This window comes from Pseudoalteromonas sp. L23 (assembly GCF_021728455.1).
Lineage (GTDB): Bacteria > Pseudomonadota > Gammaproteobacteria > Enterobacterales > Alteromonadaceae > Pseudoalteromonas.
The window spans coordinates 160,244-184,040 of record NZ_JAKKCW010000001.1; the positions used below are offsets into that span (position 1 = coordinate 160,244).

General features: G+C 45.7%; 22 protein-coding genes. 10 read left to right on the forward strand and 12 right to left on the reverse strand.

The window, feature by feature from the left end:
• Positions 1 to 22: 22 nt before the first annotated feature.
• Complete coding sequence (locus L3V43_RS00730) at positions 23 to 3,007, reverse strand: TonB-dependent receptor (RefSeq protein WP_237115908.1); 2,985 nt, start codon at positions 3,005 to 3,007, stop codon at positions 23 to 25.
• Positions 3,008 to 3,391: 384 nt separating this feature from the next.
• Here L3V43_RS00730 and L3V43_RS00735 point away from each other — a divergent pair, with 384 nt between their 5' ends.
• Both L3V43_RS00735 and L3V43_RS00740 read left to right on the forward strand, forming a co-directional pair.
• Complete coding sequence (locus L3V43_RS00735; RefSeq protein WP_010606704.1) at positions 3,392 to 4,138, forward strand: copper homeostasis protein CutC; 747 nt, start codon at positions 3,392 to 3,394, stop codon at positions 4,136 to 4,138.
• Positions 4,135 to 4,995, forward strand: coding sequence for a BadF/BadG/BcrA/BcrD ATPase family protein (locus tag L3V43_RS00740; RefSeq protein ID WP_102057161.1), 861 nt, complete (start codon positions 4,135 to 4,137; stop codon positions 4,993 to 4,995). The genes L3V43_RS00735 and L3V43_RS00740 overlap by 4 nt, the downstream gene beginning before the upstream one ends.
• Here the strand turns inward: L3V43_RS00740 and L3V43_RS00745 are convergent.
• Positions 4,975 to 5,709, reverse strand: a complete 735-nt coding sequence (locus tag L3V43_RS00745) for an AraC family transcriptional regulator (RefSeq protein ID WP_010606702.1) — start codon at positions 5,707 to 5,709, stop codon at positions 4,975 to 4,977. The two genes, L3V43_RS00740 and L3V43_RS00745, sit on opposite strands and share 21 nt — an antisense overlap.
• A 163-nt stretch (positions 5,710 to 5,872) precedes the next feature.
• On the opposite strand from L3V43_RS00745, the gene L3V43_RS00750 reads away from it, so the two are divergent.
• The 7 genes from L3V43_RS00750 to L3V43_RS00780 all read left to right on the forward strand — a co-directional run bounded on the left by L3V43_RS00750 (position 5,873) and on the right by L3V43_RS00780 (position 13,434).
• Entirely contained in the window at positions 5,873 to 7,033 is a 1,161-nt protein-coding gene (locus L3V43_RS00750) for a Gfo/Idh/MocA family oxidoreductase (protein WP_237115907.1), read from the forward strand.
• 7 nt (positions 7,034 to 7,040) lie between these two features.
• The gene (locus L3V43_RS00755; protein ID WP_102057164.1) at positions 7,041 to 8,096 is read left to right on the forward strand and encodes a sugar phosphate isomerase/epimerase; all 1,056 of its coding nucleotides are present in this window, start codon (positions 7,041 to 7,043) and stop codon (positions 8,094 to 8,096) included.
• 14 nt (positions 8,097 to 8,110) lie between these two features.
• Positions 8,111 to 9,328 (forward strand): MFS transporter, encoded by a 1,218-nt coding sequence (locus L3V43_RS00760; RefSeq protein ID WP_102057165.1) that lies wholly within the window; start codon positions 8,111 to 8,113, stop codon positions 9,326 to 9,328.
• 53 nt (positions 9,329 to 9,381) lie between these two features.
• Positions 9,382 to 10,077 carry a DUF1080 domain-containing protein gene (locus tag L3V43_RS00765; RefSeq protein WP_237115906.1) on the forward strand — a complete coding sequence of 232 codons (696 nt, stop codon included), beginning with the start codon at positions 9,382 to 9,384 and terminating at the stop codon, positions 10,075 to 10,077.
• 2 nt (positions 10,078 to 10,079) lie between these two features.
• A complete protein-coding gene (locus L3V43_RS00770; protein WP_235366658.1) occupies positions 10,080 to 11,759 on the forward strand; it encodes a GMC family oxidoreductase in 1,680 nt (559 codons plus the stop codon).
• A complete protein-coding gene (locus L3V43_RS00775) occupies positions 11,759 to 12,508 on the forward strand; it encodes a gluconate 2-dehydrogenase subunit 3 family protein (RefSeq protein ID WP_010606696.1) in 750 nt (249 codons plus the stop codon). Before L3V43_RS00770 ends, L3V43_RS00775 begins: the two co-directional genes overlap by 1 nt.
• 68 nt (positions 12,509 to 12,576) lie before the next feature.
• Positions 12,577 to 13,434: a TIM barrel protein gene (locus L3V43_RS00780; RefSeq protein ID WP_237115905.1), complete on the forward strand. Its 858-nt coding sequence runs from the start codon at positions 12,577 to 12,579 to the stop codon at positions 13,432 to 13,434.
• Positions 13,435 to 14,384: 950 nt separating this feature from the next.
• Here the strand turns inward: L3V43_RS00780 and L3V43_RS00785 are convergent.
• The 5 genes from L3V43_RS00785 to L3V43_RS00805 all read right to left on the reverse strand — a co-directional run bounded on the left by L3V43_RS00785 (position 14,385) and on the right by L3V43_RS00805 (position 18,909).
• The gene (locus L3V43_RS00785; protein WP_237115904.1) at positions 14,385 to 15,248 is read right to left on the reverse strand and encodes a GyrI-like domain-containing protein; all 864 of its coding nucleotides are present in this window, start codon (positions 15,246 to 15,248) and stop codon (positions 14,385 to 14,387) included.
• Positions 15,249 to 15,469: 221 nt separating this feature from the next.
• Positions 15,470 to 16,573, reverse strand: a complete 1,104-nt coding sequence (locus tag L3V43_RS00790; RefSeq protein WP_346656498.1) for a DUF2971 domain-containing protein — start codon at positions 16,571 to 16,573, stop codon at positions 15,470 to 15,472.
• 25 nt (positions 16,574 to 16,598) lie between these two features.
• Positions 16,599 to 17,141, reverse strand: coding sequence for a tetratricopeptide repeat protein (locus L3V43_RS00795; protein WP_237115967.1), 543 nt, complete (start codon positions 17,139 to 17,141; stop codon positions 16,599 to 16,601).
• Positions 17,059 to 17,487, reverse strand: coding sequence for a tetratricopeptide repeat protein (locus tag L3V43_RS00800; RefSeq protein ID WP_237115902.1), 429 nt, complete (start codon positions 17,485 to 17,487; stop codon positions 17,059 to 17,061). The genes L3V43_RS00795 and L3V43_RS00800 overlap by 83 nt, the downstream gene beginning before the upstream one ends.
• A gap of 504 nt (positions 17,488 to 17,991) precedes the next feature.
• Positions 17,992 to 18,909 carry a LysR family transcriptional regulator gene (locus tag L3V43_RS00805; RefSeq protein ID WP_102057171.1) on the reverse strand — a complete coding sequence of 306 codons (918 nt, stop codon included), beginning with the start codon at positions 18,907 to 18,909 and terminating at the stop codon, positions 17,992 to 17,994.
• Positions 18,910 to 19,002: 93 nt separating this feature from the next.
• Between L3V43_RS00805 and L3V43_RS00810 the strand changes: the two genes are divergently transcribed.
• Positions 19,003 to 19,935 (forward strand): DMT family transporter, encoded by a 933-nt coding sequence (locus tag L3V43_RS00810; RefSeq protein WP_237115900.1) that lies wholly within the window; start codon positions 19,003 to 19,005, stop codon positions 19,933 to 19,935.
• Between the two features lie 288 nt (positions 19,936 to 20,223).
• Here L3V43_RS00810 and tyrA read toward each other — a convergent pair whose 3' ends face one another.
• The 5 genes from tyrA to rpsP form a co-directional block, all read right to left on the reverse strand.
• The gene (gene tyrA, locus L3V43_RS00815; RefSeq protein ID WP_102057173.1) at positions 20,224 to 21,372 is read right to left on the reverse strand and encodes a bifunctional chorismate mutase/prephenate dehydrogenase; all 1,149 of its coding nucleotides are present in this window, start codon (positions 21,370 to 21,372) and stop codon (positions 20,224 to 20,226) included.
• Positions 21,373 to 21,583: 211 nt separating this feature from the next.
• Complete coding sequence (gene rplS, locus L3V43_RS00820; RefSeq protein ID WP_017216162.1) at positions 21,584 to 21,943, reverse strand: 50S ribosomal protein L19; 360 nt, start codon at positions 21,941 to 21,943, stop codon at positions 21,584 to 21,586.
• 33 nt (positions 21,944 to 21,976) lie between these two features.
• Positions 21,977 to 22,744, reverse strand: coding sequence for a tRNA (guanosine(37)-N1)-methyltransferase TrmD (gene trmD / locus L3V43_RS00825; protein WP_237115899.1), 768 nt, complete (start codon positions 22,742 to 22,744; stop codon positions 21,977 to 21,979).
• A complete protein-coding gene (gene rimM, locus L3V43_RS00830) occupies positions 22,744 to 23,277 on the reverse strand; it encodes a ribosome maturation factor RimM (protein ID WP_010606688.1) in 534 nt (177 codons plus the stop codon). The genes trmD and rimM overlap by 1 nt, the downstream gene beginning before the upstream one ends.
• Positions 23,278 to 23,294: 17 nt before the next feature.
• A complete protein-coding gene (gene rpsP, locus L3V43_RS00835) occupies positions 23,295 to 23,543 on the reverse strand; it encodes a 30S ribosomal protein S16 (RefSeq protein WP_010371051.1) in 249 nt (82 codons plus the stop codon).
• Between the last annotated feature and the right edge of the window lie 254 nt (positions 23,544 to 23,797).

Below are 23,797 nucleotides of genomic sequence, written 5' to 3' on the forward strand. Positions count from 1 at the left end.
TACTTTATGGTTATCGCCAAAGTTAAAATCGATAGGTGATCCCGGCATAGTAGCGCTGCCCGGTGTAGCTGCTGCTGCGCAATCTCGCTTTAGAATCTTCACCATAAAAGGTTCTCGGTTCTTCTTTGGTTAGGTTGATCACAGACGCGGTTAGGATCAGGTTTTCCATCAAGTTATATGAAGCGTTCACATCAACTTGTTGGTATGGTTCCTGATATACAGTGAGCCCGTCAGCAAGCCCCAAAGCGGTTTCTCCTCGGCGGTTATATGATGCTCTGACACTAAAAGTGTCATTCTCGTAATAGGCGGAGAAGTTAAATTGATTATCGGCACTGCCAACAAGCGCAGACTCACCGACCTTTTCACCGTCTACGCTAATGTCTGCCTGATTGGTATCGTTTAGGGTGTAGTTAACGTTGAGACCAAAGCCATTGTCGAATGCATGTTGTGCAAACAGCTCTATTCCCCGAGAGGTTGCGTTTGTACCATTGGCGGTGGTGGTAAACGGCGTGACGGTAATATCACCCGGCGGTACAATTTCAACACCGGTAAAAGGGTTATCAAAGCCCTCAAACGGCCTTACTGAGGTAATAATCAAGGGCACGATAAAGTTATCTACGTCTTTGTTGAATACCGCAATGCCAACCGCAGATCCTTCGCCATAATAATACTCCGCAGATAAATCCATCTGTACCGATTCAAATGGTTTTAGCGCCTTGTTACCACCTGAGCCGCGCCATCCTGGCTCCACAGGGTTGCCTCTAAACTCGAGCCTGTCGTCTGCCCATTCTTGAGAGATAAAGGTCAGCTGCTCTGGTGCCCCCATGTCGTTGAACGGAGCTCGAGACATCGTTTTGGCGATAGCACCACGTATGACAAGATTGTCGCTGGCATCCCAAACAATATTGAAGCTAGGCAAAAATTGCGAGTCGGTTACGGTACGCACGGTGGTGGTTTCAACGTCAATAAGGCGCTCATCACCTAAAATATCCTCTTCGGTGACATCATCAATGTCATCTAAAAAGTAGTTAATTTTATCCGACGACATAATCTGCGTTTCGGTCTCGACATAGCGTACCCCGATGTTTCCTCTAAAATCTCCAAAAGAAAAATCGGCCTGTAGATAGGCGGCCATGATCTCTTCTTCTATGTCGAACACAAAATCAGGCTCACGGCGCGTGTGCTTAACATATTCACTGGTCACGATTTCGCGGTATCGATCCCAATTGATCGTGGGCATCGCATTCACTTCAAAACCGCCTGGGATATTTTGTTCAGACGTTGCATTCAAAATATCCTCCAGTTTTGGCATACCCCCAATCCACTGATAAGACACTTCATCAATGGCACCTTGACTAAATGGATCTAGCTCGCCACTGGCAATTCTGTCAGCCCCATCTTGAGTAATGAAGAAGGTGTTGTTGGTTTCGCGGTGTAGTGTTGCTTTACGATATTTAGCACCGACGCGCAGCGTATCAACGATGCCGTACCCGACGCGATAATCAAGGTCTAACTGAACATAGTCCTCTTCTAAGTCACTGACGACAAAGCTTGAACCTGTCGAACCCGGATCGGGATCGCCGGCAATACCAGCCTGAAGGTTAGACAACAAAGCGGGATCAGCGTACAGCGACACTCTGTCACCTAATCGCCACCCTGCAAATGAAGCGGCGTTTTCAACCTGCCCGGAATCGCTGCGACTCGCAGGTTGGCCGCTTTTATACGCCGCACTCCAAGATTCTGAAGGGCCACCGCTGGCTTCAGTGTGACCAAATTTACCGCGTAAGTCATATAAGTCACCGGCATACTCAAAGGCGAAGTCGTAGGTATCCGAGGTATCTTTTTCTACCGTATAACTACCAATGATCCAAGGAAATTCAAGATTCCCTTCAGTGCCACCAGCGCCACTGGTAAAGTCCATGCCAGTCACAATCGTACCGGTTTCGTCTAGAGTAATACCGGTAAGATAATCTGGGTTGTACTTCCATTCTGGGATCCACATTTGTGACGTGGTGCGATTTTGCCCAAGCTCAAAATGAAAATGATTGAATGTTAAAGATAAATCGTCTATTGGACGCCATTGAATGGTGGCTTGTAGCCCCTGACGTTCACGTTTTTCTTTGGTTACCCCAATACCTGCAACTTGCGGTGCCCAAACACCATCATAAACGTTACCATAAGCATCTTCTAACGCTGCAAATCGACGTGTACTATCAGCAATCACATTGCCCGCCGTGTCCGTTGCTTGCAAGTCTGAACTCGTTGCCCAACGCCAACCGCCACCGCCCGACATATCACCGCCTAAAGAACGGTTGGTACGGTCTTGTTTAGTATAACCAATTAGCAAGCCAAAGGTTTCTTCTTCGTTCTTCCAAGAATAAACGCCGCTAAAATTAGGCTCGTACTCTTCAGTCACATCAGCGTAGGTATATTCAACATTCAACGCCCCAGAATTTGCCTCCATATCCAGCGGTTTCCGGCTGTGTAGAATAACCGTGCCGCCAACCCCACCTTCATCTAAACGCGCCTCAGAAGACTTAAACACCTCAACCGATTGCACCATGGTAGAAGGCAACAAAGAGTAACTAAAAGAGCGCGACGGCGAGCCCGGAGAAGACGCGATAAAGTTGCCGTTTAACTGCGTAAAAGTAAGATCAGAGGAAAGACCACGAATACTGACGTTTTCCCCTTCCCCGCCACTACGAGAAATCACCACACCGGGTACGCGTTGCAGTGAATCCGCCACATTTTTATCGGGAAACTTGCCAATGTCTTCTGCTGTAATGGCATCCACAATCGCGTTTGATAAACGCTTAATCGCCAAGTTTTCGGCCATAGATGCGCGGATCCCACGCACCTCAATCGTTTCGATTTCCTGCGCTTCCTCTTTTTCGGTTTCTTCAGCCATTGCCCAGTTAGTAGCTGATAACATAGCGAGGACCAGTGCAGACTTGCTAAATTGCCGTGACCTTCCTGTCACATGGCGTCTGTTATTATTATTGGCCATTCCTATCTCCAAGTTTTTTATAATTTGTAAAGCCACGACGTCCCTTGCTGCTCCATGACGCATGACTTTGTGACGACCCTTTTTTGTTTCCCTATAGGGGTTAATGGTTTGTGAAACACTCGTTCAGAATAGGAGCGCTCTACAAAAAGTGATAATAGAATTTCGGTTTGCACTAAGACAAAATCGGCGTTTAGGTCAAAAAAAGATCCAATTTCAATTTCCTTGGTTTATAGTCTGATTAACATAAAAACTCATTATTAGTTTCTATATTAGGCAATTTAAAAACGTTCCAAACACGTGTAACCAAATGTTTTTATTGAACTAATTAAATATTCAAAACCAAGCATTTTAAACTTTAAAATTATTCAACTTCAAGAGTGAAATATGAATTCGGCAAACTATTCAGGTAAAAACTTGGAAATATGCCTCAGCAGCGATAATCCTCATTTGTTGCAGCGAAATGCACAAATTGCTTTTGCATCAGGTGCAACAAGGATAGAGCTCTGTGGTGTTCTGAGTTGCGGTGGCTTGACCCCAAACCCGACGGCGATAGCGGCAGTTGCCCAGTATTTACCAAGCTTTGGCGAATGTATTGTGATGTTACGCCAAGCACCGCATTTTTTTATTGATGACACCATGCTCTATCAGTTACAAAAAGAGATAGATGGCATTGCTTGCGCGGGTGCAACCGGTATTGCGCTTGGTTTTATCGACGACAATCAGGAGATAGCGGCTGACCACTGTAGCGCACTCATTGCCACGGCAAAATCCTTAGGCCTTTCTGTCACCTTTCATCGCGCCTTTGATGCCGCTGCAAACTGGCAGCAGGCAGCCGAGACGCTGCTAGAGTTAGGCGTTGAGCGGGTCTTAAGCGCCGGCAATACATGGCAAAGTGGTAAAGGCGCAGCGTTTGGTACCAGTCAGCTCATTGCCTTACTGAAAAAACTCAATGCTGAAATCGAAGTGGTGATCGGTGGAGGGGTCAACACGAAAAACGCCGCGGATCTTTGGCTTTTAAGTGAATTTGGTCCACTCTCTCTACATACTCACTCTGGCGTGCATCATGGCGATGAAGTTTGCCCAAGGCTAGTTAATGCAATACTCACCGGATCAGAAAAGGCAATACAATGACAGCATCGAAGCTATTTTTAGGGATTGATGGTGGCGGTACGAAATGTAAAGTCCGCCTCGAGGATCAACATGGACAGCTCCTTGCCGAGGCCACCAGCGGCCCTGCAAACATAGCAACATCAATACATCAGGCCCAAGAGTCAATGTTGAGCGCAACAATGACAGCGCTGACAAACGCAAAAATCCCCCACCACGATATTGCCAACATCAGTGCTTTTGCAGGACTTGCCGGCGCGAATGTCACGACGGCTTGTGAGGCGATGCAGCAATGGCGTTCCCCTTTTGCACGTTTTCAATTTTCAACCGATGCACACATAGCTTGCCTTGGTGCGCATCAACACGAAGATGGCGGTGTAATCATTCTTGGCACCGGATTTTGCGCGGGTCTGGTGACGCATGGACAATTTAGGGAGTTCGGCGGCCACGGATTATTACTCAGTGATGGTGCAAGTGGCAGTTGGATCGGTTTGAGTTTAGTGAAGCATGCCATCGAGGTGCTTGATACACTGTCCCCTAGCAGTCTGATGATTGAGTCGTTTTTGGCTGCCATGAATTGCCACAGTACCGAACAGCTAGTCAAACTCACGCTAAACGCCACTCCCCAGTATTTTGCCCAGTTTGCTCAACATGTTTTTGCTACGCCAAACGATCCCTATGCTGAGCAAATCTTAAGTAGCGCGGCACGGTTTATTGAGCGTTATGTCCGTCATTTGCAGAGCTTAGGGGCACATAAAGTCGCGTTAGTTGGAGGCATTGCCACGCCCATTCGTCCATGGTTAGCTTCTGAGTACGCAGATACGCTGGTGACACCGGCATTACCACCAGAAGTCGCAGCATTAACGCTCGCTCGACGTTAACTCTTTACGTAATTGCGACGGGATTTCACCAAATAAACGACGAAACTGCTTGCTAAAATAACTTGGCTCTGAAAAGCCACACTGATAAGCGACTTGTGATACCGGTAAGCGTGTTTCGACCAGTAATTTACGGGCATTTTCCAATCTCACTTCGTTGATAAATTGATTGGGAGTTTTGGCTAAATGCTTTTTAAATCTACGCTCCAGTGCGCTTACCGACAGGTGAGCAAGTTCCGCCAATTCTTCGATACAAATATGACGATGGTAATGTGCCCGAATAAATTCAACGGGCGCTTCAATGGCTCTTACGTGAGACAACGCCTTTGACGTTTTCGCTAAATGTCGTGTAACACCATAAGTGCCCATAATCGCATTCTCGCCATCAAGTAACACTTTTTTTGACGTGGAAAACCATGCCAACTCCCCATTTGCGGTTTGATTGAGTTCTAATCTATCCGTCACGATAAAGCCTTCCATCACTCGTTTATCATCGTTAACGTATTGGAATGCCAAGTGTTGCGGTGAAAAGTCAAAATCGGTTTTCAGTAAGATTTGATCTAGGGTTTTATAGCCCTGATGTTCAACAAAGTGTTGGTTCGCATGCACTATTCTACTTTTTGTGTCTTTGACCCAAAAGAGGATGTCTGGGATCAGATCAAATGCTGCAATCAATTGATTTACGCCAGCTTTATTCAATATTGTTTGCTCTTCCATTGCCCTACTTACCGCCTTTTTATAATTATAATAATTTATTTTAAACGCCGATTTTGTTGCATTGTCAACCGAATTTTTATTATCACTTTGGCGCCTCTGTTACCTATTATCAATAACATCAGATTAACTTACCTCGATAACTCGACGGAGACGGAGCTAAACGATGGATAATAACAAAATCCGCATGGCCATGATCGGTGGTGGAGAAGGCGCTTTCATAGGTGCTGTGCACCGCATAGCCGCGCGTTTAGATGGTCAAATTGAACTTGTTGCAGGCGCATTTAGCGCCGATCCAAACAAAAGCCTAGCAATGGGCCAGCAACTCGGGCTTAACCCAGCACGTTGCTATGCCAGCTACCAAGCACTCTTACAACAAGAGGCGGAACTACCAGAGTCGGAGCGCATCCACTTTGTTGCCATCGTGACCCCAAACCATTTACATTTTCCGATTGCCACAGCCGCGATCGAACACGGCTTTCACGTCTTGAGTGACAAGCCAGCAACGCTCAATTTATCTGAGGCCCAGCGTCTACAAACACAGCTTCAGAAGAGCAATTGCTTGTACGGATTAACACACACCTATACCGGCTACCCAATGGTGAAAGAAGCACGCCACCGCATCGCAAATGGCGAACTTGGCAAAATACGCAAAGTCGTCGTTGAATATAGTCAAGGATGGCTTGCAAGTGCTGATGACGAAAACAGCAAGCAAGCCAGCTGGCGACTAGATGCAAGTAAGTCTGGCGTGAGTTGTTGTATGGGCGATATCGGTGTACACGCAGCGAACCTCGCCGAATATGTGAGTGGCTTGGAGATAGAGGCGCTTTGTGCGGATTTAAACACGGTTGTGTCCGGCCGACAGCTCGACGATGACGGCACAGTGTTACTGCGCTTTGGCAACGGTGCAAAGGGCGTGTTGATGGCAAGCCAAATAGCACTTGGCGAAGAAAATAATCTCACCTTAAAAATCTATGGTGACAAAGCCAGTATCGAATGGTCGCAAATGGAGCCTAATAGTTTGTGGTTACGTGCGGCAAACGCCCCAGCTCAGTTGATCCGCACAGGAGTGGGTTCACTTAGCCAAGCAGCCATTAGCGCAACTCGTGTGCCAGCCGGTCACCCTGAGGGATATCTGGAAGCATTTGCAAATATCTACCTTAACTTCGCCAGCCTTATTCGTGCACACCAGCTGCAACCCGATGTGCAGCACGAAGAATTTGACGTGCCAAGTATTAACGCTGCAGTCCGTGGCATGGCATTTATTGAAAACGCGGTCGCAGCTAGTGCAAAAGACACTAAGTGGCACCCCTTTACCATTGGATAAAATAAGAATGAAGCAAATTAAAGGACCCGCTATTTTTCTCGCGCAGTTTGTCTCGGACGAGGTGCCATTTAACAATTTTAATAGTATTTGCCAGTGGGCAAGTAACCTAGGTTATAAAGGTATTCAGCTACCAAGTTGGGAACAGCGACTGTTCGATCTGCAAAAAGCCGCTGAAAGCCAAGATTATTGCGACGAGATCACTGGTATTGCTGCAGAGCATGGCCTTACTATTTCAGAGCTATCAACCCATTTGCAGGGTCAATTAGTGGCGGTGCACCCAGCTTATGACCAAATGTTTGACGGCTTTGCACCAGCAAAAGTGCATGGCTCGCCTCAGGCTCGTATGGAGTGGGCAACCGAGCAGCTAATGTTAGCGGCCAGTGCCAGTGCTAAGCTTGGGCTAACTAGTCACGCAAGCTTTTCTGGCGCCTTGCTCTGGCATACCTTTTACCCCTGGCCACAACGTCCAAATGGCTTGGTGGAACAAGGGTTTGAGGAGCTCGCAAAACGCTGGTTGCCTATTTTGAACCGCTTTGACGAGGTTGGTGTGGATGTCTGCTACGAGCTTCATCCAGGTGAAGATCTACACGATGGCGTGACTTTTGAGCGCTTTTTAGCGGCGACGAATAATCACCCGCGAGCCAATATTCTTTACGATCCAAGTCACTTTGTTTTACAGCAATTGGACTACTTAGCGTTTATCGACATCTATCATGAACGTATCAAAGCGTTCCATGTAAAAGATGCCGAATTTATCCCCAATGGCCGCTGCGGTGTTTACGGCGGATACCAAGGATGGCAACAACGGCCAGGACGGTTTCGTTCATTAGGTGACGGACAGGTCGACTTTAAGAAAATATTTAGTAAGTTAACACAGTACGGTTTTGATGGTTGGGCTGTATTGGAATGGGAGTGCTGTATTAAGCACCCTGAGGATGGGGCCAAAGAAGGTGCCGAATTTATCAAACAGCACTTGATAAGACCAACCGAAAAAGCCTTCGATGATTTTGCAGGAAGTAGCACCGATACCGAACGCAATAATCAAATCCTCGGCATAAAATAAACAGGACTACGACCATGAATAATAATAATCATAATCGGACCGTGTTTCAGCTCTGTTGCCTTGCACTGGTCGTCACATCAATGACGTTCGCTATTCGCGCAGGCATTTTGGGGCAATTAGGTGAGCAGTTTGGACTCTCAGATACAGAACTTGGTTGGGTTAACGCCATGGCATTTCTGGGCTTTCCCGTCGCAACCATGTTAGGTGGCGCAATCTACAACGCCATTGGCGCTAAAAAGTTAGTTGCCCTCGCCTTTATCTGCCACTTTGCTGGGTTGGTTTTAACCATTACCGCTGACGGCTTTTGGTTACTGCTGATCTCGACGTTTTTAATCGGCTTTGCGAATGGTTCAGTGGAAGCTGGCTGTAATCCACTGATTGCCGAAATGTATCCGAAAAACACCACGACCATGCTCAACCGGTTTCATGTCTGGTTTCCAGGCGGCATTGTGATTGGTGCACTGGCATCGAATGCCATGACTGCATCGGGCTTTAATTGGCAATGGCAAGTTGCTTTGATATTAATTCCAACGCTGATTTACGGAGCAATGATGGTCAAGTCACGGTTTCCTGAATTTGACCGCACAGATCATTCTACCACCAGCAATCTCAAGCACCTGTTTTCTCCGCTCTACCTATTTTTAATTTGCTGTATGACACTAACAGCAACAACTGAACTTGGTACACAACAGTGGATTGAACGCATACTGGGAGCGTCAGGCGCCTCTCCTATGATGATCCTCGCACTGATCACAGGCTTGATGGCTTTAGGTCGCTTCTTTGCCGGCCCCATAGTCCACCGCTTTAATCCAACAGGCGTGTTACTCGGCTCTGCGGTATTGGCAACCGCGGGGATTTTCATGATGAGCCAAGCACAAGGGTCAGCAATCTACTTGGCCGCAATATTATTTGCCTTGGGTGTCACTTATTTTTGGCCAACCATGCTGGGCTGTGTTGCAGAATATACCCCAAAAACAGGCGCACTTGGTATGTCTTTAATGGGCGGTGCGGGGATGTTCGCTGTCAGCATGTGGAATCCAGTAATTGGTAGTTGGATTGATTCGGCGCGACTCGAAGCCCAAGCAGCAAACTTAACCGCGCAGCAATCAGAACTAGTTGCAGGTCAAGCGGTGCTTGAAAATATTCTGTTATTCCCGGCCATTCTCATTGCCGCTTTTATCGGCCTTTACCTTTATATCAATAAAAATAAACGCGTTGAGAAATACGCGTAATACCCTTTGTATTAAGTAGCAACAAGTAAAAAGTGAACAGACGAGGTTCCAATATGCTCAACTCTATAAAAATACTAACGCTGGCATTGGCCGTTAGTTGTGCAGCTTGCGCTAGTACAACTGACAACCAATTGAGCCCGCAAGAACAACAAGCCGGATGGCAACTGCTTTTCGATGGCAAAGATATGTCGCAATGGCGCAACTTTAAAAGTGACGGCCTAAATAGCCAGTGGCAAGTTGAGGACGGCGCGATGACACTTACCCAAGGTGGTGGCGGCGATATTCTGACCAAAAAACAGTATCAGAATTTTGAGCTCCAGCTCGATTGGAAGATTTCTAAAAAAGGCAACAGTGGGATCTTTGTATTGGCGGATGAAAAAGGTGGAGCTATATACTCCCACGCCCCAGAAATCCAAATTCTAGATAACAAAGAACACCCAGACAATAAAATAGACTCTCACCTTGCAGGTTCTATTTATGACCTGTTTGCAGCGCCAAGTACGGCACATAAACCTGCCGAAGCTTGGAACCAAGTTCGCATTAAGCTACAAGATAGTCACCTACAAGTTTGGCAAAATGGTGTAAGCACGACGAGTATCGTGATTGGCGGCACCACTTGGAATGCTTTGGTTAAGAATAGTAAATTTGCAACATGGCAAGGGTTTGCTGAAGGTAAAAAAGGCCATATCGGCTTGCAAGATCACGGCGACAAAGTCTGGTTTAAAAACATTAAGATCAAGGAGCTGTAACCATGGCAACATTTGATCATAAAGTATTGGTCGTTGGCTCAGGTGCCGGTGGCGCAATGGCCGCTTATACACTCACTAAGCTAGGTCACAAAGTTTTATTGTTAGAGGCTGGCAGAAATTACGACCCAAAAACAGAAAGCCCAATGTTCCGCCGTAATAGCGAAGCCCCACTCATGGGTGCTGGCAATAAGGATAAGAACTTTGGTTTTTACGACGCGACGATTGATGGCGGTTGGCAAGTGCCAGATGAACCATACACACGCGCAGAAAACACCGACTTTTATTGGTGGCGTGCACGTATGCTCGGTGGCCGCACCAATCACTGGGGTCGCTACTCGCTACGTTTTAGTGAACACGACTTTAAGGGCAAAAGCCGCGATGGACATGGCGCTGATTGGCCGTTTGAATATCAAGACATTGCGCCTTGGTATGACAAAACAGAAGAAATAGTCGGGATCTGCGGTACCAATACCGGCTTGGATGACATGCCCCCTTCTGCGCCTGGCGTGTTACAGCCACCACCAACACCAAGAGTACCCGAATTATTGGTTGCAGCTGCCGCGAAAAAAATGGGGATCCCAGCGGTTCCCATGCACAGAGCGGTGCTGACTCGTAACAAAGACGACCGCTTAGCGTGTTTTTACGCCACGCCTTGTGGCCACGGTTGCTCGATTGGTGCGGCATTCCAAACCACAACCTCGCTTATTCCGATGGCCAAAGCGACAGGAAACCTTGAAGTGATCACCGATGCCATGGTGAAGTCAGTGGCGGTGAATGAAGATGGCAAAGTAACTGGTGTGACTTATGTCGATAAAAAGTCTGCACAAGAACATGCAGTCAATGCTGATGTGGTAATTTTGGCGGCCAGCGCCTGTGAATCTGCACGTATTTTGCTTAATTCTAAACATGCAAAACATCCCAAGGGACTTGCAAACTCAAGTGGTCAGGTAGGTCGCAATCTAATGGACTCTACAGGTGCTTGGCTTGGTGCACAAATCCCTGCGTTAAAAGGCCGCCCGCGTTATAACGAAGACGGCCATACCGGTAACCACCTTTTTATTCCTTGGTGGGGACACAAAGCCCATGAGAAAGGTGAGCTTAATTTCCCGCGCGGCTATCACTTTGAAATTAGCAGCGGCTTTAATCAACCGGGCTCTGGCGTGTCTGGCAATAAACAAGGTTATGGCCCCAAATTAAAGCAGCAAGTGCGTGACGCTTATGGCTCCTATGTTGGATTTGCACTGCGTGGAGAAATGCTACCGAACAAAAATTCTTACATGGAAATTGACGAAAACGTCAAAGATAAATGGGGGATCCCGGTTGCTAAGTTCCATTTCAAATGGTCTGACAGAGAGCTCAAGCAAATCGAGCATGGTCTCAAAACCGCTAAGCAGATCCTTGAGAACATGGGTGCCAAAGTCGGCGAGCTACCGCCTGCGGAAAAAGCCATTTCAAAAGGCGGTGAGATCATTCATGAGGTCGGCACAACGAGAATGGGCAGCTCACCAAAAGAATCGGTAACGAATCAGTGGGGGCAAACATGGGACTGTGACAATCTATTTGTGATGGATGCCGGCGTCTTTGCGTCTAACCCCCATAAAAATTGCACCTTAACCATTATGACCTTAGCGATGCGAAACTCCACCTGGTTGGCAGCACAAATTGATAAAGGAGCGCTGTGATGAATACACCTGTCCGCGTTGATTCTTATAAATATATTTCAGGCATGACACGTCGCGAGTCATTAAAGTGGTTAGGCTTGCTTGCTGCTGGATCTGCGGTGACACTCACCGCTGGTTGCAGTAAGGCCATTGAAGGTGAAACGGCTGCAGCTGGGCACTGGCCAGATATTGAAATAAAGCCAGTTAGCGCTCAAGGGTATGGCACCGATCCAAACATGATCATGCCGCCAGAATCACCTTGGCCGCTCACCCTCACCGAAGCGCAGCTCACGTTAGTTGCAGTACTAGCTGATTTTATTGTGCCAAAGGAAGGAAATCATCCATCGGCTTCTGAAGTACAAGTACCGAGTGTGATCGATGAATGGGTAAGCGCACCGTATCACGGACAACAAAAAGACAGAGTGACAATACTCCATGCGCTTGCTTGGATTGACGATGAGTCGACTTTGCGCTTTAAAAAGCCATTTATACAACTTAGCGCAACGCAGCAAAGTAAGATTATGGATGATATTGCTTATTTTAATGCACAAACACCAGAGCAATTTCAGCGTATAGGTAAAGCATTCTTGCGCTTTAAAGATCTCGTTCTCGGCGCTTACTTCTGCACACCTGAGGGCTGTCAAGACATAGGTTATCTGGGCAATATGCCAATTGCAGGTGATTATCCAGGGCCTACTGCCGAAGCCAAGGCGCATCTAGATGGCGTACTCGCAGAGCTTGGGCTAAGCCAGTATGCGTACCGCGACTAACCCTTGAGTCATTTTGTTATGACTAACCGAAGCAGAGTCTAGCTCTGCTTTTTCTTTAGGAGTAGATCATGTTTGTTGAAAACACCAACCGATTAAAGCAAGTAATGCTGTTCATTGCTTTAATTTTTACCTCGCCACTGTATGCACAGCCTTCCCTTCAGTCTTTGTCCGTTAGCGTTCAACTGTGGTCGGTAAAAGATGAATTGGCAAGAGACTTCGACGGCACCTTGCAAGCACTCGCTAGCATGGGATTTGATGGCGTTGAGTTTGCGGGAAACTTTGGCAGCTATGCCAATAACCCAAGTAAATTAAAACAAAGGTTAGCCGAACTCGGCCTAGTTGCGAGCAGCGCCCACATCGGCTTTGACGCATTAGCTGAAGAAAAACGAGCAAGCACCCTACTCTTTTACAAAACCTTAGGCGTATCCACGCTCTTTATTCCTTGGGATGAAAGAGCATGGGATAAAAACCAAGTGCAAGCATTTGTAAAACAGCTTAACCAAGTGCACCAAATTGCCAAACGTTATGATATGAGGATCGGATTTCATAATCACGAGAAGGAATTTAACCCATACGCTAATAGCACGTTTTGGGATTATATCGCCACCAATACCCCTAGCGATTTCCCACTGCAGCTCGATGTCGGCTGGGTGATTTACGCAGGTAAATCACCCAGCGATTATGTTAAGCGATATGCAGGAAGAACCGTATCGACACATATTAAAATACGTACTCATCAAGGAGATGACAAAAGCCCAATCATTGGCGAAAACCACTACCCCTGGAAAGCGCTCATCCAAACCATGCAGCAACACGGCGGTACACAGTGGCTGGTAATCGAACAAGAAGAATACCCAAGTGGCCTTACACCACTAGAAAGCGTCGCCCGCTCAAAAGCGAATTTAGATAAGATACTGAGTGAGTAACAAGCGGGAATATGTTTATCTGAAATAGTTAATTGTCACTGTCAGGTTTGATCGTGGGGTTCGATCGAACTTGACTGTTGAATGATGCGAGAGTGGGAAATGGTAAACGCCCTATTATGTGACGGGTTAAGCTTGACTACACTAGCGAAGAATGAGCGCTAGCCAAGCTTTAGACGTCCACTTCATAAACAGCTTGTTATTTACCGAATACAAAATATAAGCAAAGCAAAATAGAAACTGACAGCAATAGCGATATAGGCCTTTGAAATACTGTACCTGATAGTTTTTGAATACCATGTACCTTTGTTCGACTAAAAAAATTGAAAACATGTTCGGCACAAAACAATACAAATACGCCACCAAAACCTAATGCATAAAGTGGCTTTTCATATAATAAAAACCAACTAAAGCAAAACAAAAGTAGAACCCCAACAAACGGAATTAATACTCTCTCTAGTAGTTTGCTGATAATGAACTTCCTTAGGAAAATAACAGCCCATTAGCTTGAACGCTCGAGTATCTCACTTATTTTTAAGTAAAAAACGACAATTATCAAACTAGCTTTATTTAATAATTTTAGTAACTTATCAGTCAAAGGTTACAATTTCAACACACAAATCACTTGCTATATGCGAGGGGTGATCTATCCGGGTCTTCTGTTGGCTCGTTAAGTACACATAGTGTTTAGTTATCGCATTAAAACATGCTCAACTTCATATGTCGCAAGGTTATTTGTCGCCATAAATGGCGACCTACGTAAGATTACTGCGTAAAGTGTCAAAGCTAGGAAGGTTGGTTAGTCTTGATAATAAATGCTCAGACTCGGCTTGCAGCGCTGAGAACTTGCTTCGCTAGAGCAACAATGATTGCTATAACAAAGCAAACAAATATTAGTAACTTGCGTATAGGCAGATACATTAGCCATAGATGCAAACCAAGTAACGTTATCATCAATTTTGCAATGGCAGGTAAATATCGGTGATCAAGTCGCACTCATCCACTTGATGCACAAAATTATGATATTCAAAAAAGCAGCAATGCACATTTGGCAATTCGCCACTGTCTGCTAACCAGTTTTGATACAACCAGCGTATAGTTTGCTCCATATTGTCGTGACTCCCTAAATGCCTTACCTTGGCGCAACGCATTTGTGGAATAACACCACTTTCGACGCCAAACCCGTTATCTGGTACTTCAGTGTTTACTGAGCCACACAATTTAAAACGAAATGCGTCTTCAGCCATGGCTTCAGGGTCGCCATTTGGCATGCCAAATGTTCGACTCGTATTAATTGGTGAAAGTCCGCTATTTTGTCGCCAAGCAATAAACTTGCCTGCACTTTCAAATATCAGTTTTGCTGCCCCTTTGTGCTCTAAAAAAGCAATTTGAGTCTGTTCAAAGTTAATAATATCGACCTGCATTGTCTGCACTCCTAAATTTTGTGGTGAAAAAGTAAAAACGTCATACCAACTAGGCCAATTTGCAGCTTGTCTAAACTGTGAAGGGCTTTGTTCAAAAGTACGTTTAAAAGCTCGAGAGAAGGCCTCAGCACTATCAAACTTTGCTTCGAGTGCAATATCAATAATTTTAATATCGCGCTCAAATGCTAGGCGAAAAGACGCCCGCTTTAATCGCGCCAGCAAAATATACTTACCCACATTCACGCCCATAAAAGCCACAAATACACGATGAAAATGAAATTTAGATAAAGCAGCAACATCACTAAGCAAACTCACCGTCAATTCATCATCTAAATGTTGATTGATATAATCGCAAACGAGCGAAATACGCTGCTGTAAAAGATTGCTTTGCATAAAGCGCCTATGTGTTAGTAGAACTGCAGACAAGCTTAATCATATCAAAAGCAAGATACTTGATTGAAATTGCTCGATGTAAGAAAGAATGAGGAAATATCCATCCACAAAGATGGAAATAGAGAGCGGTGTCACTTATTTTACTATTTAATCGCGCTACCGGGCCAGCTGGTGGTCGAACGCGCTAAACGCCCGACTACAAGCCCAGGGGATCCCTCGCACTACTTATAAGCGCAGCGCGAGGGGTTAATATTCAGAGGGTTACCCTTGCGTCTTTCCAGCTGCGATTCAAACTTGCTGGCCAACTGGTGTCGCCAGTACGGTGCCATCATCTCTTTGTTCGGCGCTTTGGGGCCAAGCGTAACGTACTCAATCGGAGTCAGATGATCATCTCTGTGCAGCTCCAGATATAAGCGCGGTGCTTTGCCATTTGCAAAGTCGGGATCTTCACTCTTTATTTCTTTTGCGCCATAGTCCAGATGCGTGACTATCACCCTGTGTTCCTGCTCATCCTTATAGTTGGCATCTTTTAGGAGATAAGGCAGCGGGCCGAGTAGCCAAGCAAGTGTTTGTAATTTTTCAGGCGTAGGTTTCTTGCCAACAAATTTATCAACTTCTTTTTTGAGGTTTTTAAAGTCATCTTGCAGCTTTTTGGCACCCTGGCCCAGTATCTTAAAATTACCCTTTAGATAAACAACCCGGTAAAAAGCAGCACTTTCCTGAGGAGATTGTCCGGTATTGGCAAATGAGGGCACTCGCAGCTCTTGCTCAGTGTGGTTGCTCTGATCTTTCATTAAACGATAGTCAAAAAAGCGCCCGGTATTAAAGGTAATGGCGCAGCCGCAGGCATCGTCATTTAAGTGGTTTTTACTGTAAAAGCGCCACATATTTAGGCTGTCGCTGTCTGGTAAAAAACAACCAATAAACACGGGGTTACCCTCTTCCGGCTCGTAACCTAATTCCTGCCAGAGTAATTTTCCCTCATTAGGATCATTTACTGCGTTAATGTGCCCCAGCCTAAAAGGGCTTTTTTCCAACAAAATTGCTTGGCCAACGTCGAAAGCGGTATAGTGAGTCATCGTAAGATTTTTACTGACTGTCAAATGAGAGAGTATCTCCTCTCTTAAAGCGCTAATTGATTTTGATTGTTCAAAACGCTCAGCTCTATCGTGAAGCTCATAGGCTTCAAAGCTTAGTAGAGGGTCTTTGAACACTTGTTCACACAGAGCTTTGGTCTCTGTAAAACTTTGAGTGACACCTTTTCCCCGAAAGTAGCAATAGGCCAGAGTAAATATAGCCCGAGCGTTTTCTTGCTCAGCAGCCAACTGGAAATATTCAACTGCTTTCTCATCACTTTGTGCTACGCCTTGACCATTTATATACATAACACCCAGGTTGCACTGACCGCTCGCAGCTCCCTGCTTTGCGGCCAAACTGGTAATACTTAACCGCTTTCTCATCACTTTGCGCTACGCCTTTTCCTTGAGCATACATAACACCTAGGTTGCACTGACCACGCGCATCTCCCTGCTCCGCCGCTAACTGGTAATACTTAACCGCTTTCTCATCACTTTGCGCTGCGCCTTGACCATATTCATACATGAGACCCAAATAGCACTGACCGCGCGAATCTCCCTGCTCTGCAGCCAACTGGTAATACTCAACCGCTTTCTCATCACTTTGCGCTACGCCTTTTCCTTGAGCATACATAACACCTAGGTTGCACTGACCGCGCGCATCTCCCTGCTTTGCGGCCAACTGGTAATACTCAACCGCTTTCTCATCACTTTGCGCTACGCCTTGACCATATTCATACATAACACCTAGGTTGCACTGACCCCATGCATTTCCCTGCTCTGCGGCCAAACTGGTAATATTCAGCCGCTTTCTCATCACTTTGCGCTACGCCTTTTCCTTGAGCATACATAACACCTAGGTTGCACTGACCGCGCGCATCTCCCTGCTCCGCCGCTAACTGGTAATACTTAACCGCTTTCTCATCACTTTGCGCTACGCCTTGACCATATTCATACATGAGACCCAAATAGCACTGACCGCGCGAATCTCCCTGCTCTGCAGCCAACTGGTAATACTCAACCGCTTTCTCATCACTTTGCGCTACGCCTTGACCATTTATATACATAAGACCCAGGTTGCACTGAGCATCTGCATCTCCTCTCTGAGCTTTTTCAATCAGTGCTTGAGTCTCTGGGGTTAATTCGGGGTTCTGTTCTAACATCAATATTCCTTTTAAACTGCTTAACCCCGTAAACATCATGATTGGGGCTGAATGCCCTTATTAAACGATATTTTGTGATGACTGACAATGGGATAGATTTTAATCAGTAAGTGTAGGTTGTCTGTACTAAGAGGGAATGCTTTCACGTAGTTTGGGCACAAGCGTGAAAATCGAAGAAGTCTCTGACCCCCACCTCAAATTTGGAAATCTTGTTATTGATACTTCGCTTCGTTAGGCTAGGGCTAAGAACAAATTTCTTTTGTATCAGCATCGAAGTTATTTGTCGCCATAAATGGCGACCTACATAAAATCGTGGCGTAAAGCCACTCCCACAATACTATTTGTGCGAAATCGCTGACACTCACCTGAAGCTTAGAGCTGCATTATCAGCATCGAAGTTATTTGTCGCCATAAACGGCGACCTCATAAGGTTGTGGCGTAAAGCAGCTTTCACAAACCGCTCCACATTGGCATCCACAAAACAAAGATATATGGAAACATCAACTATGTGTCTCTCAATCTTGGATTGATTGAGCCGTAGTGCTCAAGCATGTAATCTATAAATAAGCGCAATCTGTACGGCATATTAACGCGGTCGTGATAGAGCATCATTAACCTTCTTGACTGACCCGCCCAATCACTAACCAATTGAATCATCAGGTTCTGGTCTATCTGATGTTGCGCTATAAAGCGGGGAATAAAACCGATACCCAGACCGTCCCTGACGGCTTGTGAAACCACGTTCAAGTCGTCCGCTTCCAGACGAATCATTGTACTGGGAGTATAGCTATACTGCTCTCCACTTTGCTGATTGTGTAACTTCCAGACTCGCACCGGATTACTAAGGATCACTGGCAAATCAAGTAACTGTTTGGGGTGCACTATGTCGCTATTGAATGCCATGTCCGGACTGGCACAAATTATGGATTCCACGGACCCCAGTGGCCTAGCTATCCAATCCTGGGGAAAATGCTCGCTAGCCCGAAATGCAATGTCGATATGCTCCCCCTCGATATCGATATTTCTGTTCGACAGTGATAACTCAATTTTAATTCCGGGATACGCATGTAAAAAGGCACTAAAGATATGGGCAAGCTGGTGTTGAGCGAGGTTGCTTGGAGCGGATATGCGAATGCAGCCGTGTGCTTCGTGCCTTTGCGCCGATAAGGCATCACTGATGTCTTGTAACTCACTTAGCAAAGGCCCACAGCGCTTGGCATACTGTGCCCCGCTACCAGTCAATGTTACACGATGAGCATCGCGGTTTAGCAGCCTCAGTCCGAGGGTATTTTCCAGCTGTTTGATTCGCCTACTCAGAGTTGAAACAGGCATGTTCAGGCTTTGCGCCGCCTGACTAAAGCTGCCGTGTTGTGTCACAACCCAGAACAAGCGCATATCATCTAGTGAATAGTTATTTTTCATTAATGGAATTTAAAGTCTCAAAAAACGGTATTTTTTACCTTAAATGGAAAATATAAACTAGCAGCTCAATAAGTCAATGAAAAGTAAGGATATATGAGTACACCAATTCGAACCACAGTGATGATGCTGATCTGCGTATTTTGTTGGGGCAGTGTTTTTCCCGTTGCCAAAGACATTTTGCTGCACATGTCCGGACTTTCGATGTCAATCTGGCGCTTTGCTATCGCGCTGATCAGCCTGTTTATTTTTATTCGTCTGGCCCGAATGCGCATGATACCTCTATCGTTAAGCAGGTATCTCATACTTGGCGTTATAGGTGTGATAGGCGTGGGCGGTCTGAATTTGGCGTTGTTCTCGGGGCTGTCTCATACCTCGGCAACCAATGGCGCGTTAATCATGGCACTCAGTCCCATAGTAACGACCCTGATGGCTGCGTTACTGAACAAAACACTGATAGCCCGAGTTCAGCTTTTGCAGCTGATGGTCGCTTTTGGCGGTGTATTGCTGGTTGTGGTAAACGGTGACCTGAGGAGCCTTTTGAACTTACAGCTTAATCATGGAGATATCACTATTATGCTGGGCATGCTTGCTTGGTCAGGTTATACCGTGTGTGGTTCCAAGGTATCGAGCTGGCTGCCGTCGCTGGAATTTTCTTTGCTTACCATGGCTGCTGGTCTAATTGGGCTATCTGTTGCAAGTGGGTTTCAGGCAAAAGTACACCCAGTAAAAGAGCTGATTGCACTACCCTGGCCGTTATTGATGAGCATGCTGTACATAGGTGTGTTTGGCACTGTTGTTGGATATTTGTGTTGGAACAATGGAGTGAAGACACTTGGTTCTGCCAATGCCTCTTTGTACTTTAATTTAGTGCCAGTGTTCGCAGCTCTGGTTTCTTTGCTGATGGGGCAAAGTGTAACAGGGATTCAACTGGCAGGTATGTTGATTGTATTAACTGGCCTGACACTACCATTGATGATAAAGCAGGTGACAAGAAACCGAGCCGTAACTTTACCTTTTAAAAGTTGAGTGAATATATTAAACGCAAGTGAATAAGACACTTGCGTATTCATTCAGAATTATTTCATACCATATTTACAGCGCACCACTCAACTTTGAAGTTGACTTATCAGCATTGATGCAGATAGTAACGGGTGTTATTTGATACTTCGCTTCGTCAGGCTAGGGATTGGAACAAATTTCTTTGGTATCAGCATCAAAGTTATTTGTCGCCATAAATGGCGACCTACGTAAAATCGTGGCGTAAAGCCTCCCACAACGCTATTCGCACTGTGATGTAGGAGGCATAACTTGGCGCTAAATACTTTCCTCATAATCCAACACTTTCGCGTCATTGGCTTTGTTAAGCAGGCCTCGGCTTTGTGATAGGAAGTGTTTCGCGCTTTCTGAGAAATACTGTTTGGCTTGTGAGAAAGATTGCATTAGACCTTCTTTATCGCCTTGTTGTAGCTTGGTCAATGTCTGCTCAAAGGTATCTTGATAGCTTGCCAATAACCCTTCTACATCATTAAATTGCGCGAGCATAATATCTGAATAAAGCTCAGGGGATTGTGCAAACAGTCGCCCAACCATCATCAGCTCTAATTGGTAGATAGGCGATGAGCAGCTTCTTAGCTCTTTTAATGAATGGCACTGCTTAGATAAAAACTGACCATATACAAACGTAGTTAAGTGGCGCATCACCTGAATGATCTGCATGGATTGGTCGTGTTTTTTAGCATCCATCGGTACCAACTGGCTGCCCCAGATCTTTAGTTGCTTGATTAATCCTTCACATTGCTTTGGCATACGCCCTTCGCACACCACAACAGTTTGCTTAACCCAGTGAGATATATCTGGACCAAACATAGGGTGTAGACCGACCACAGGGCCGTTGTGCTTGTTCATTAGTACTTTGAGCGGGGCTTGCTTCACAGAGGTAATATCTGCAAGAATACAATCATCAGGTAGCGCTGGTAACTCGTTAACGACTTGCTCTAGCGCGTTAATTGGTACGCTCACCAGCACCAATTTTGCATCACTCAGTAGCTCAGTAGCCTGTGATTGATTGTCTTTGTCTAAAATGCGTACTTCGTAGCCTGAGCGTCTAAACTGTTTCGCAAACAATTTACCCATGGCACCTTGGCCGCCGACAATAACGACCGGCGACATTTTTGGTGCAGCACAGGCGAGTTCACTTTGCTGGTTTTCGTAGGCTTCTCGCATCATACGACGCAGAATATCTTCAACTAAATCAGGGTTTACCCCTTTAGCATCCGCTTCTGCGCGCCGGGCTTTGATCAGCTCCGCTTCGCGCTTCGGCACATGTAGCGGTGCGCCCTTTTGCTGTTTTATTTTTCCAACCTGTTCGGTCAATGCTTTGCGCTTTGCAAGTAGCGCGACAAGCTCGCTATCGCAATCATCTATTGCAACGCGTATTGCTTCTAAATCGTTAGCCCCATTCATGATGTAAACTTATATGTACAGTAGTAAATTAAATAATACACCGAGTCTAACAAGAAGTACGCCGCTTTAAAAGTAAGCAACCATGAAAATATCGTGACAAGACGCCTGAGATGTCAGTGAGTATTCACAGAATGGAAATAATGAGAGGGATAAAACCAAAACAGGCCGCATAAAGCGGCCTGTTTTATCTGCATTTGATAAATGCGACGTATTAATTAAGTTTCTCTTTAATACGTGCAGATTTACCAGAACGCTCACGTAGGTAGTAAAGCTTAGCGCGACGAACCGCACCACGACGCTTAACTGCTACGCTGCTGATAAGAGGGCTGTGCGTTTGGAATACACGCTCAACACCTTCACCGCTTGAAATCTTACGAACAGTGAAAGATGAGTGTAGACCACGGTTACGCTTAGCGATTACAACACCTTCAAAGGCCTGTAGACGCTCTTTGTTACCTTCTTTTACGCGTACCTGTACAACTACTGTATCACCAGCGCCGAACGCAGGTACGTCTTGCTTAAGCTGTTCAGCTTCAAGCTCTTTAATAATATTTTGGTTTACTTTTGCCATTTTATTTCTCACATTCCTAGGTGTAACTGTCTTCTAGCCACAAGCTTGGCCATTCTCTTGCTGAAATTCAGCAAGTAATGCCGCCTGCTCCTCAGTCAGAGCTAGGTTACGCAACAAGTCAGGACGACGTTGCCAAGTTCTACCCAAAGACTGCTTTAAGCGCCATTTGGCTATTTCTTGGTGGTTTCCGCTGAGTAATACAGCAGGCACCTGTTTATCATCCAATGTTTCCGGCCGAGTATAATGAGGACAATCCAACAAGCCATCCGAAAATGAATCTTGTTCTGCTGATTGGTTATGACCTAACACACCTGGCACTAATCGCGCGACTGCATCGATTAATGTCATGGCTGGTAACTCACCACCACTCAGTATAAAATCGCCGATGGACCACTCTTCGTCTATATAAGACTCGATGATCCGCTCATCAATACCTTCATAACGACCCGCTACTAAAATCAACTTTTCAGATTGCGCCAATTCAGTCGCACCTTGTTGATCTAGCTTTCGCCCTTGAGGGGACATATAAATTACTTTAGCGCCTTCTCCTGCTGCCGCTTTGGCATCAAGAATAGCTTTTTTCAGAGGCTCAACCATCATCAACATTCCCGGGCCACCACCATAAGGGCGGTCATCCACGGTTCTATGTTTATCAGTGGCGTAGTCTCTTGGGTTCCAACAATTAAACTCAATCAAGCCGTTTTTCACAGCTCGACCCGTTACGCCTTGCTGAGTTATCGCATTAAACATGTCAGGAAAAAGTGAAACCACTCCAACCCATAGCTTTTGCTGATCGCTCATTAAAACGCTGGATCCCAATCTACCGTAATTTTTCTCTCGTCATGATTAATATCCAAAATAACAGAGTCTGTTAAGAATGGAATTAATCTTTCCGATTGGCCAAATGCATCTTTTTTGTTTGCTTTCACAACCAAAACGTCATTTGAACCAGTCTCCATCAAGTCATCAACTATGCCTAAGTCGTAGCCTTTATCGGTTACTACTGACATGCCGATGAGATCTCGCCAATAAAACTCCCCTTCAGGTAATTCAGGAAGCTGCTCAGCATAAACAGCGATTTCAGCATTGGTATAAGCCACTGCTTCGTCTCTGTCGTTTACCTGTGCAAATTTAGCGATATATCCCTTGTTGTGACGACGCCAGTCGCTCACTTCAAGGTTTTGCCATTTACCTTGTTGCCCTATCAACCATGGGCTGAAATCGAAGATCCCTTGGGGATCGTCAGTAAATGAATGCACCTTAAGCCAACCCTTGATGCCATAAGGAGCACCAAGCTTACCAACAACGATTGTCGAGGTTTTACTTTGACTCATGGTTACACTTACGCCTATTAAGCCGCTTTACGAGCGTCTTTAACCAGCTTCGCAACACGATCTGAAAGAGCTGCACCTTGACCTACCCAGTGATCAACACGAGATAAATCTAAACGTACTTTTTCTTCCTGACCTGCAGCGATAGGGTTAAAGAAACCTACCTTCTCGATGAAACGACCGTCACGCGAGAAACGGCTATCCGCAACCACGATTTGATAGAATGGACGCTTTTTAGCGCCGCCACGTTGCAAACGAATAGTTACCATACCGTCCTCTACATAGATTGACTGTTTTCATTAATAAGTTTGTACTTCCCATTACGGGAAGCTCGGGCATTTTACGCATTTTCACGCGCAATGCAAGTTAATTCCAAAGTTGATGCTTTATTAGGCCCTGCTACAAAAATTACCGCTGAAGTTTCGCACGCCACATTCGTCCCAATAGTGGTACAAAAAATTGACTTTTTCAGCACTGCTGGAAAGTCGAAAATCCCTGTTGTTTCATTTATAAGGAAAGCACA

What these genes read in the sequence shown, in the direction of transcription:
- tyrA (WP_102057173.1), bottom strand. Translation starts at nt 21,372, where the DNA reads ATGAATGGGGCTAACGATTTAGAAGCAATACGCGTTGCAATAGATGAT.
- rimM (WP_010606688.1), bottom strand. Translation starts at nt 23,277, where the DNA reads ATGAGTCAAAGTAAAACCTCGACAATCGTTGTTGGTAAGCTTGGTGCT.
- L3V43_RS00760 (WP_102057165.1), top strand. Translation starts at nt 8,111, where the DNA reads ATGAATAATAATAATCATAATCGGACCGTGTTTCAGCTCTGTTGCCTT.
- L3V43_RS00800 (WP_237115902.1), bottom strand. Translation starts at nt 17,487, where the DNA reads ATGTTAGAACAGAACCCCGAATTAACCCCAGAGACTCAAGCACTGATT.
- L3V43_RS00745 (WP_010606702.1), bottom strand. Translation starts at nt 5,709, where the DNA reads ATGGAAGAGCAAACAATATTGAATAAAGCTGGCGTAAATCAATTGATT.
- L3V43_RS00740 (WP_102057161.1), top strand. Translation starts at nt 4,135, where the DNA reads ATGACAGCATCGAAGCTATTTTTAGGGATTGATGGTGGCGGTACGAAA.
- rplS (WP_017216162.1), bottom strand. Translation starts at nt 21,943, where the DNA reads ATGGCAAAAGTAAACCAAAATATTATTAAAGAGCTTGAAGCTGAACAG.
- L3V43_RS00750 (WP_237115907.1), top strand. Translation starts at nt 5,873, where the DNA reads ATGGATAATAACAAAATCCGCATGGCCATGATCGGTGGTGGAGAAGGC.
- L3V43_RS00770 (WP_235366658.1), top strand. Translation starts at nt 10,080, where the DNA reads ATGGCAACATTTGATCATAAAGTATTGGTCGTTGGCTCAGGTGCCGGT.
- L3V43_RS00755 (WP_102057164.1), top strand. Translation starts at nt 7,041, where the DNA reads ATGAAGCAAATTAAAGGACCCGCTATTTTTCTCGCGCAGTTTGTCTCG.
- L3V43_RS00795 (WP_237115967.1), bottom strand. Translation starts at nt 17,141, where the DNA reads ATGAGAAAGCGGCTGAATATTACCAGTTTGGCCGCAGAGCAGGGAAAT.
- L3V43_RS00805 (WP_102057171.1), bottom strand. Translation starts at nt 18,909, where the DNA reads ATGAAAAATAACTATTCACTAGATGATATGCGCTTGTTCTGGGTTGTG.
- rpsP (WP_010371051.1), bottom strand. Translation starts at nt 23,543, where the DNA reads ATGGTAACTATTCGTTTGCAACGTGGCGGCGCTAAAAAGCGTCCATTC.
- trmD (WP_237115899.1), bottom strand. Translation starts at nt 22,744, where the DNA reads ATGAGCGATCAGCAAAAGCTATGGGTTGGAGTGGTTTCACTTTTTCCT.
- L3V43_RS00730 (WP_237115908.1), bottom strand. Translation starts at nt 3,007, where the DNA reads ATGGCCAATAATAATAACAGACGCCATGTGACAGGAAGGTCACGGCAA.
- L3V43_RS00765 (WP_237115906.1), top strand. Translation starts at nt 9,382, where the DNA reads ATGCTCAACTCTATAAAAATACTAACGCTGGCATTGGCCGTTAGTTGT.
- L3V43_RS00785 (WP_237115904.1), bottom strand. Translation starts at nt 15,248, where the DNA reads ATGCAAAGCAATCTTTTACAGCAGCGTATTTCGCTCGTTTGCGATTAT.
- L3V43_RS00735 (WP_010606704.1), top strand. Translation starts at nt 3,392, where the DNA reads ATGAATTCGGCAAACTATTCAGGTAAAAACTTGGAAATATGCCTCAGC.
- L3V43_RS00775 (WP_010606696.1), top strand. Translation starts at nt 11,759, where the DNA reads ATGAATACACCTGTCCGCGTTGATTCTTATAAATATATTTCAGGCATG.
- L3V43_RS00810 (WP_237115900.1), top strand. Translation starts at nt 19,003, where the DNA reads ATGAGTACACCAATTCGAACCACAGTGATGATGCTGATCTGCGTATTT.
- L3V43_RS00780 (WP_237115905.1), top strand. Translation starts at nt 12,577, where the DNA reads ATGTTTGTTGAAAACACCAACCGATTAAAGCAAGTAATGCTGTTCATT.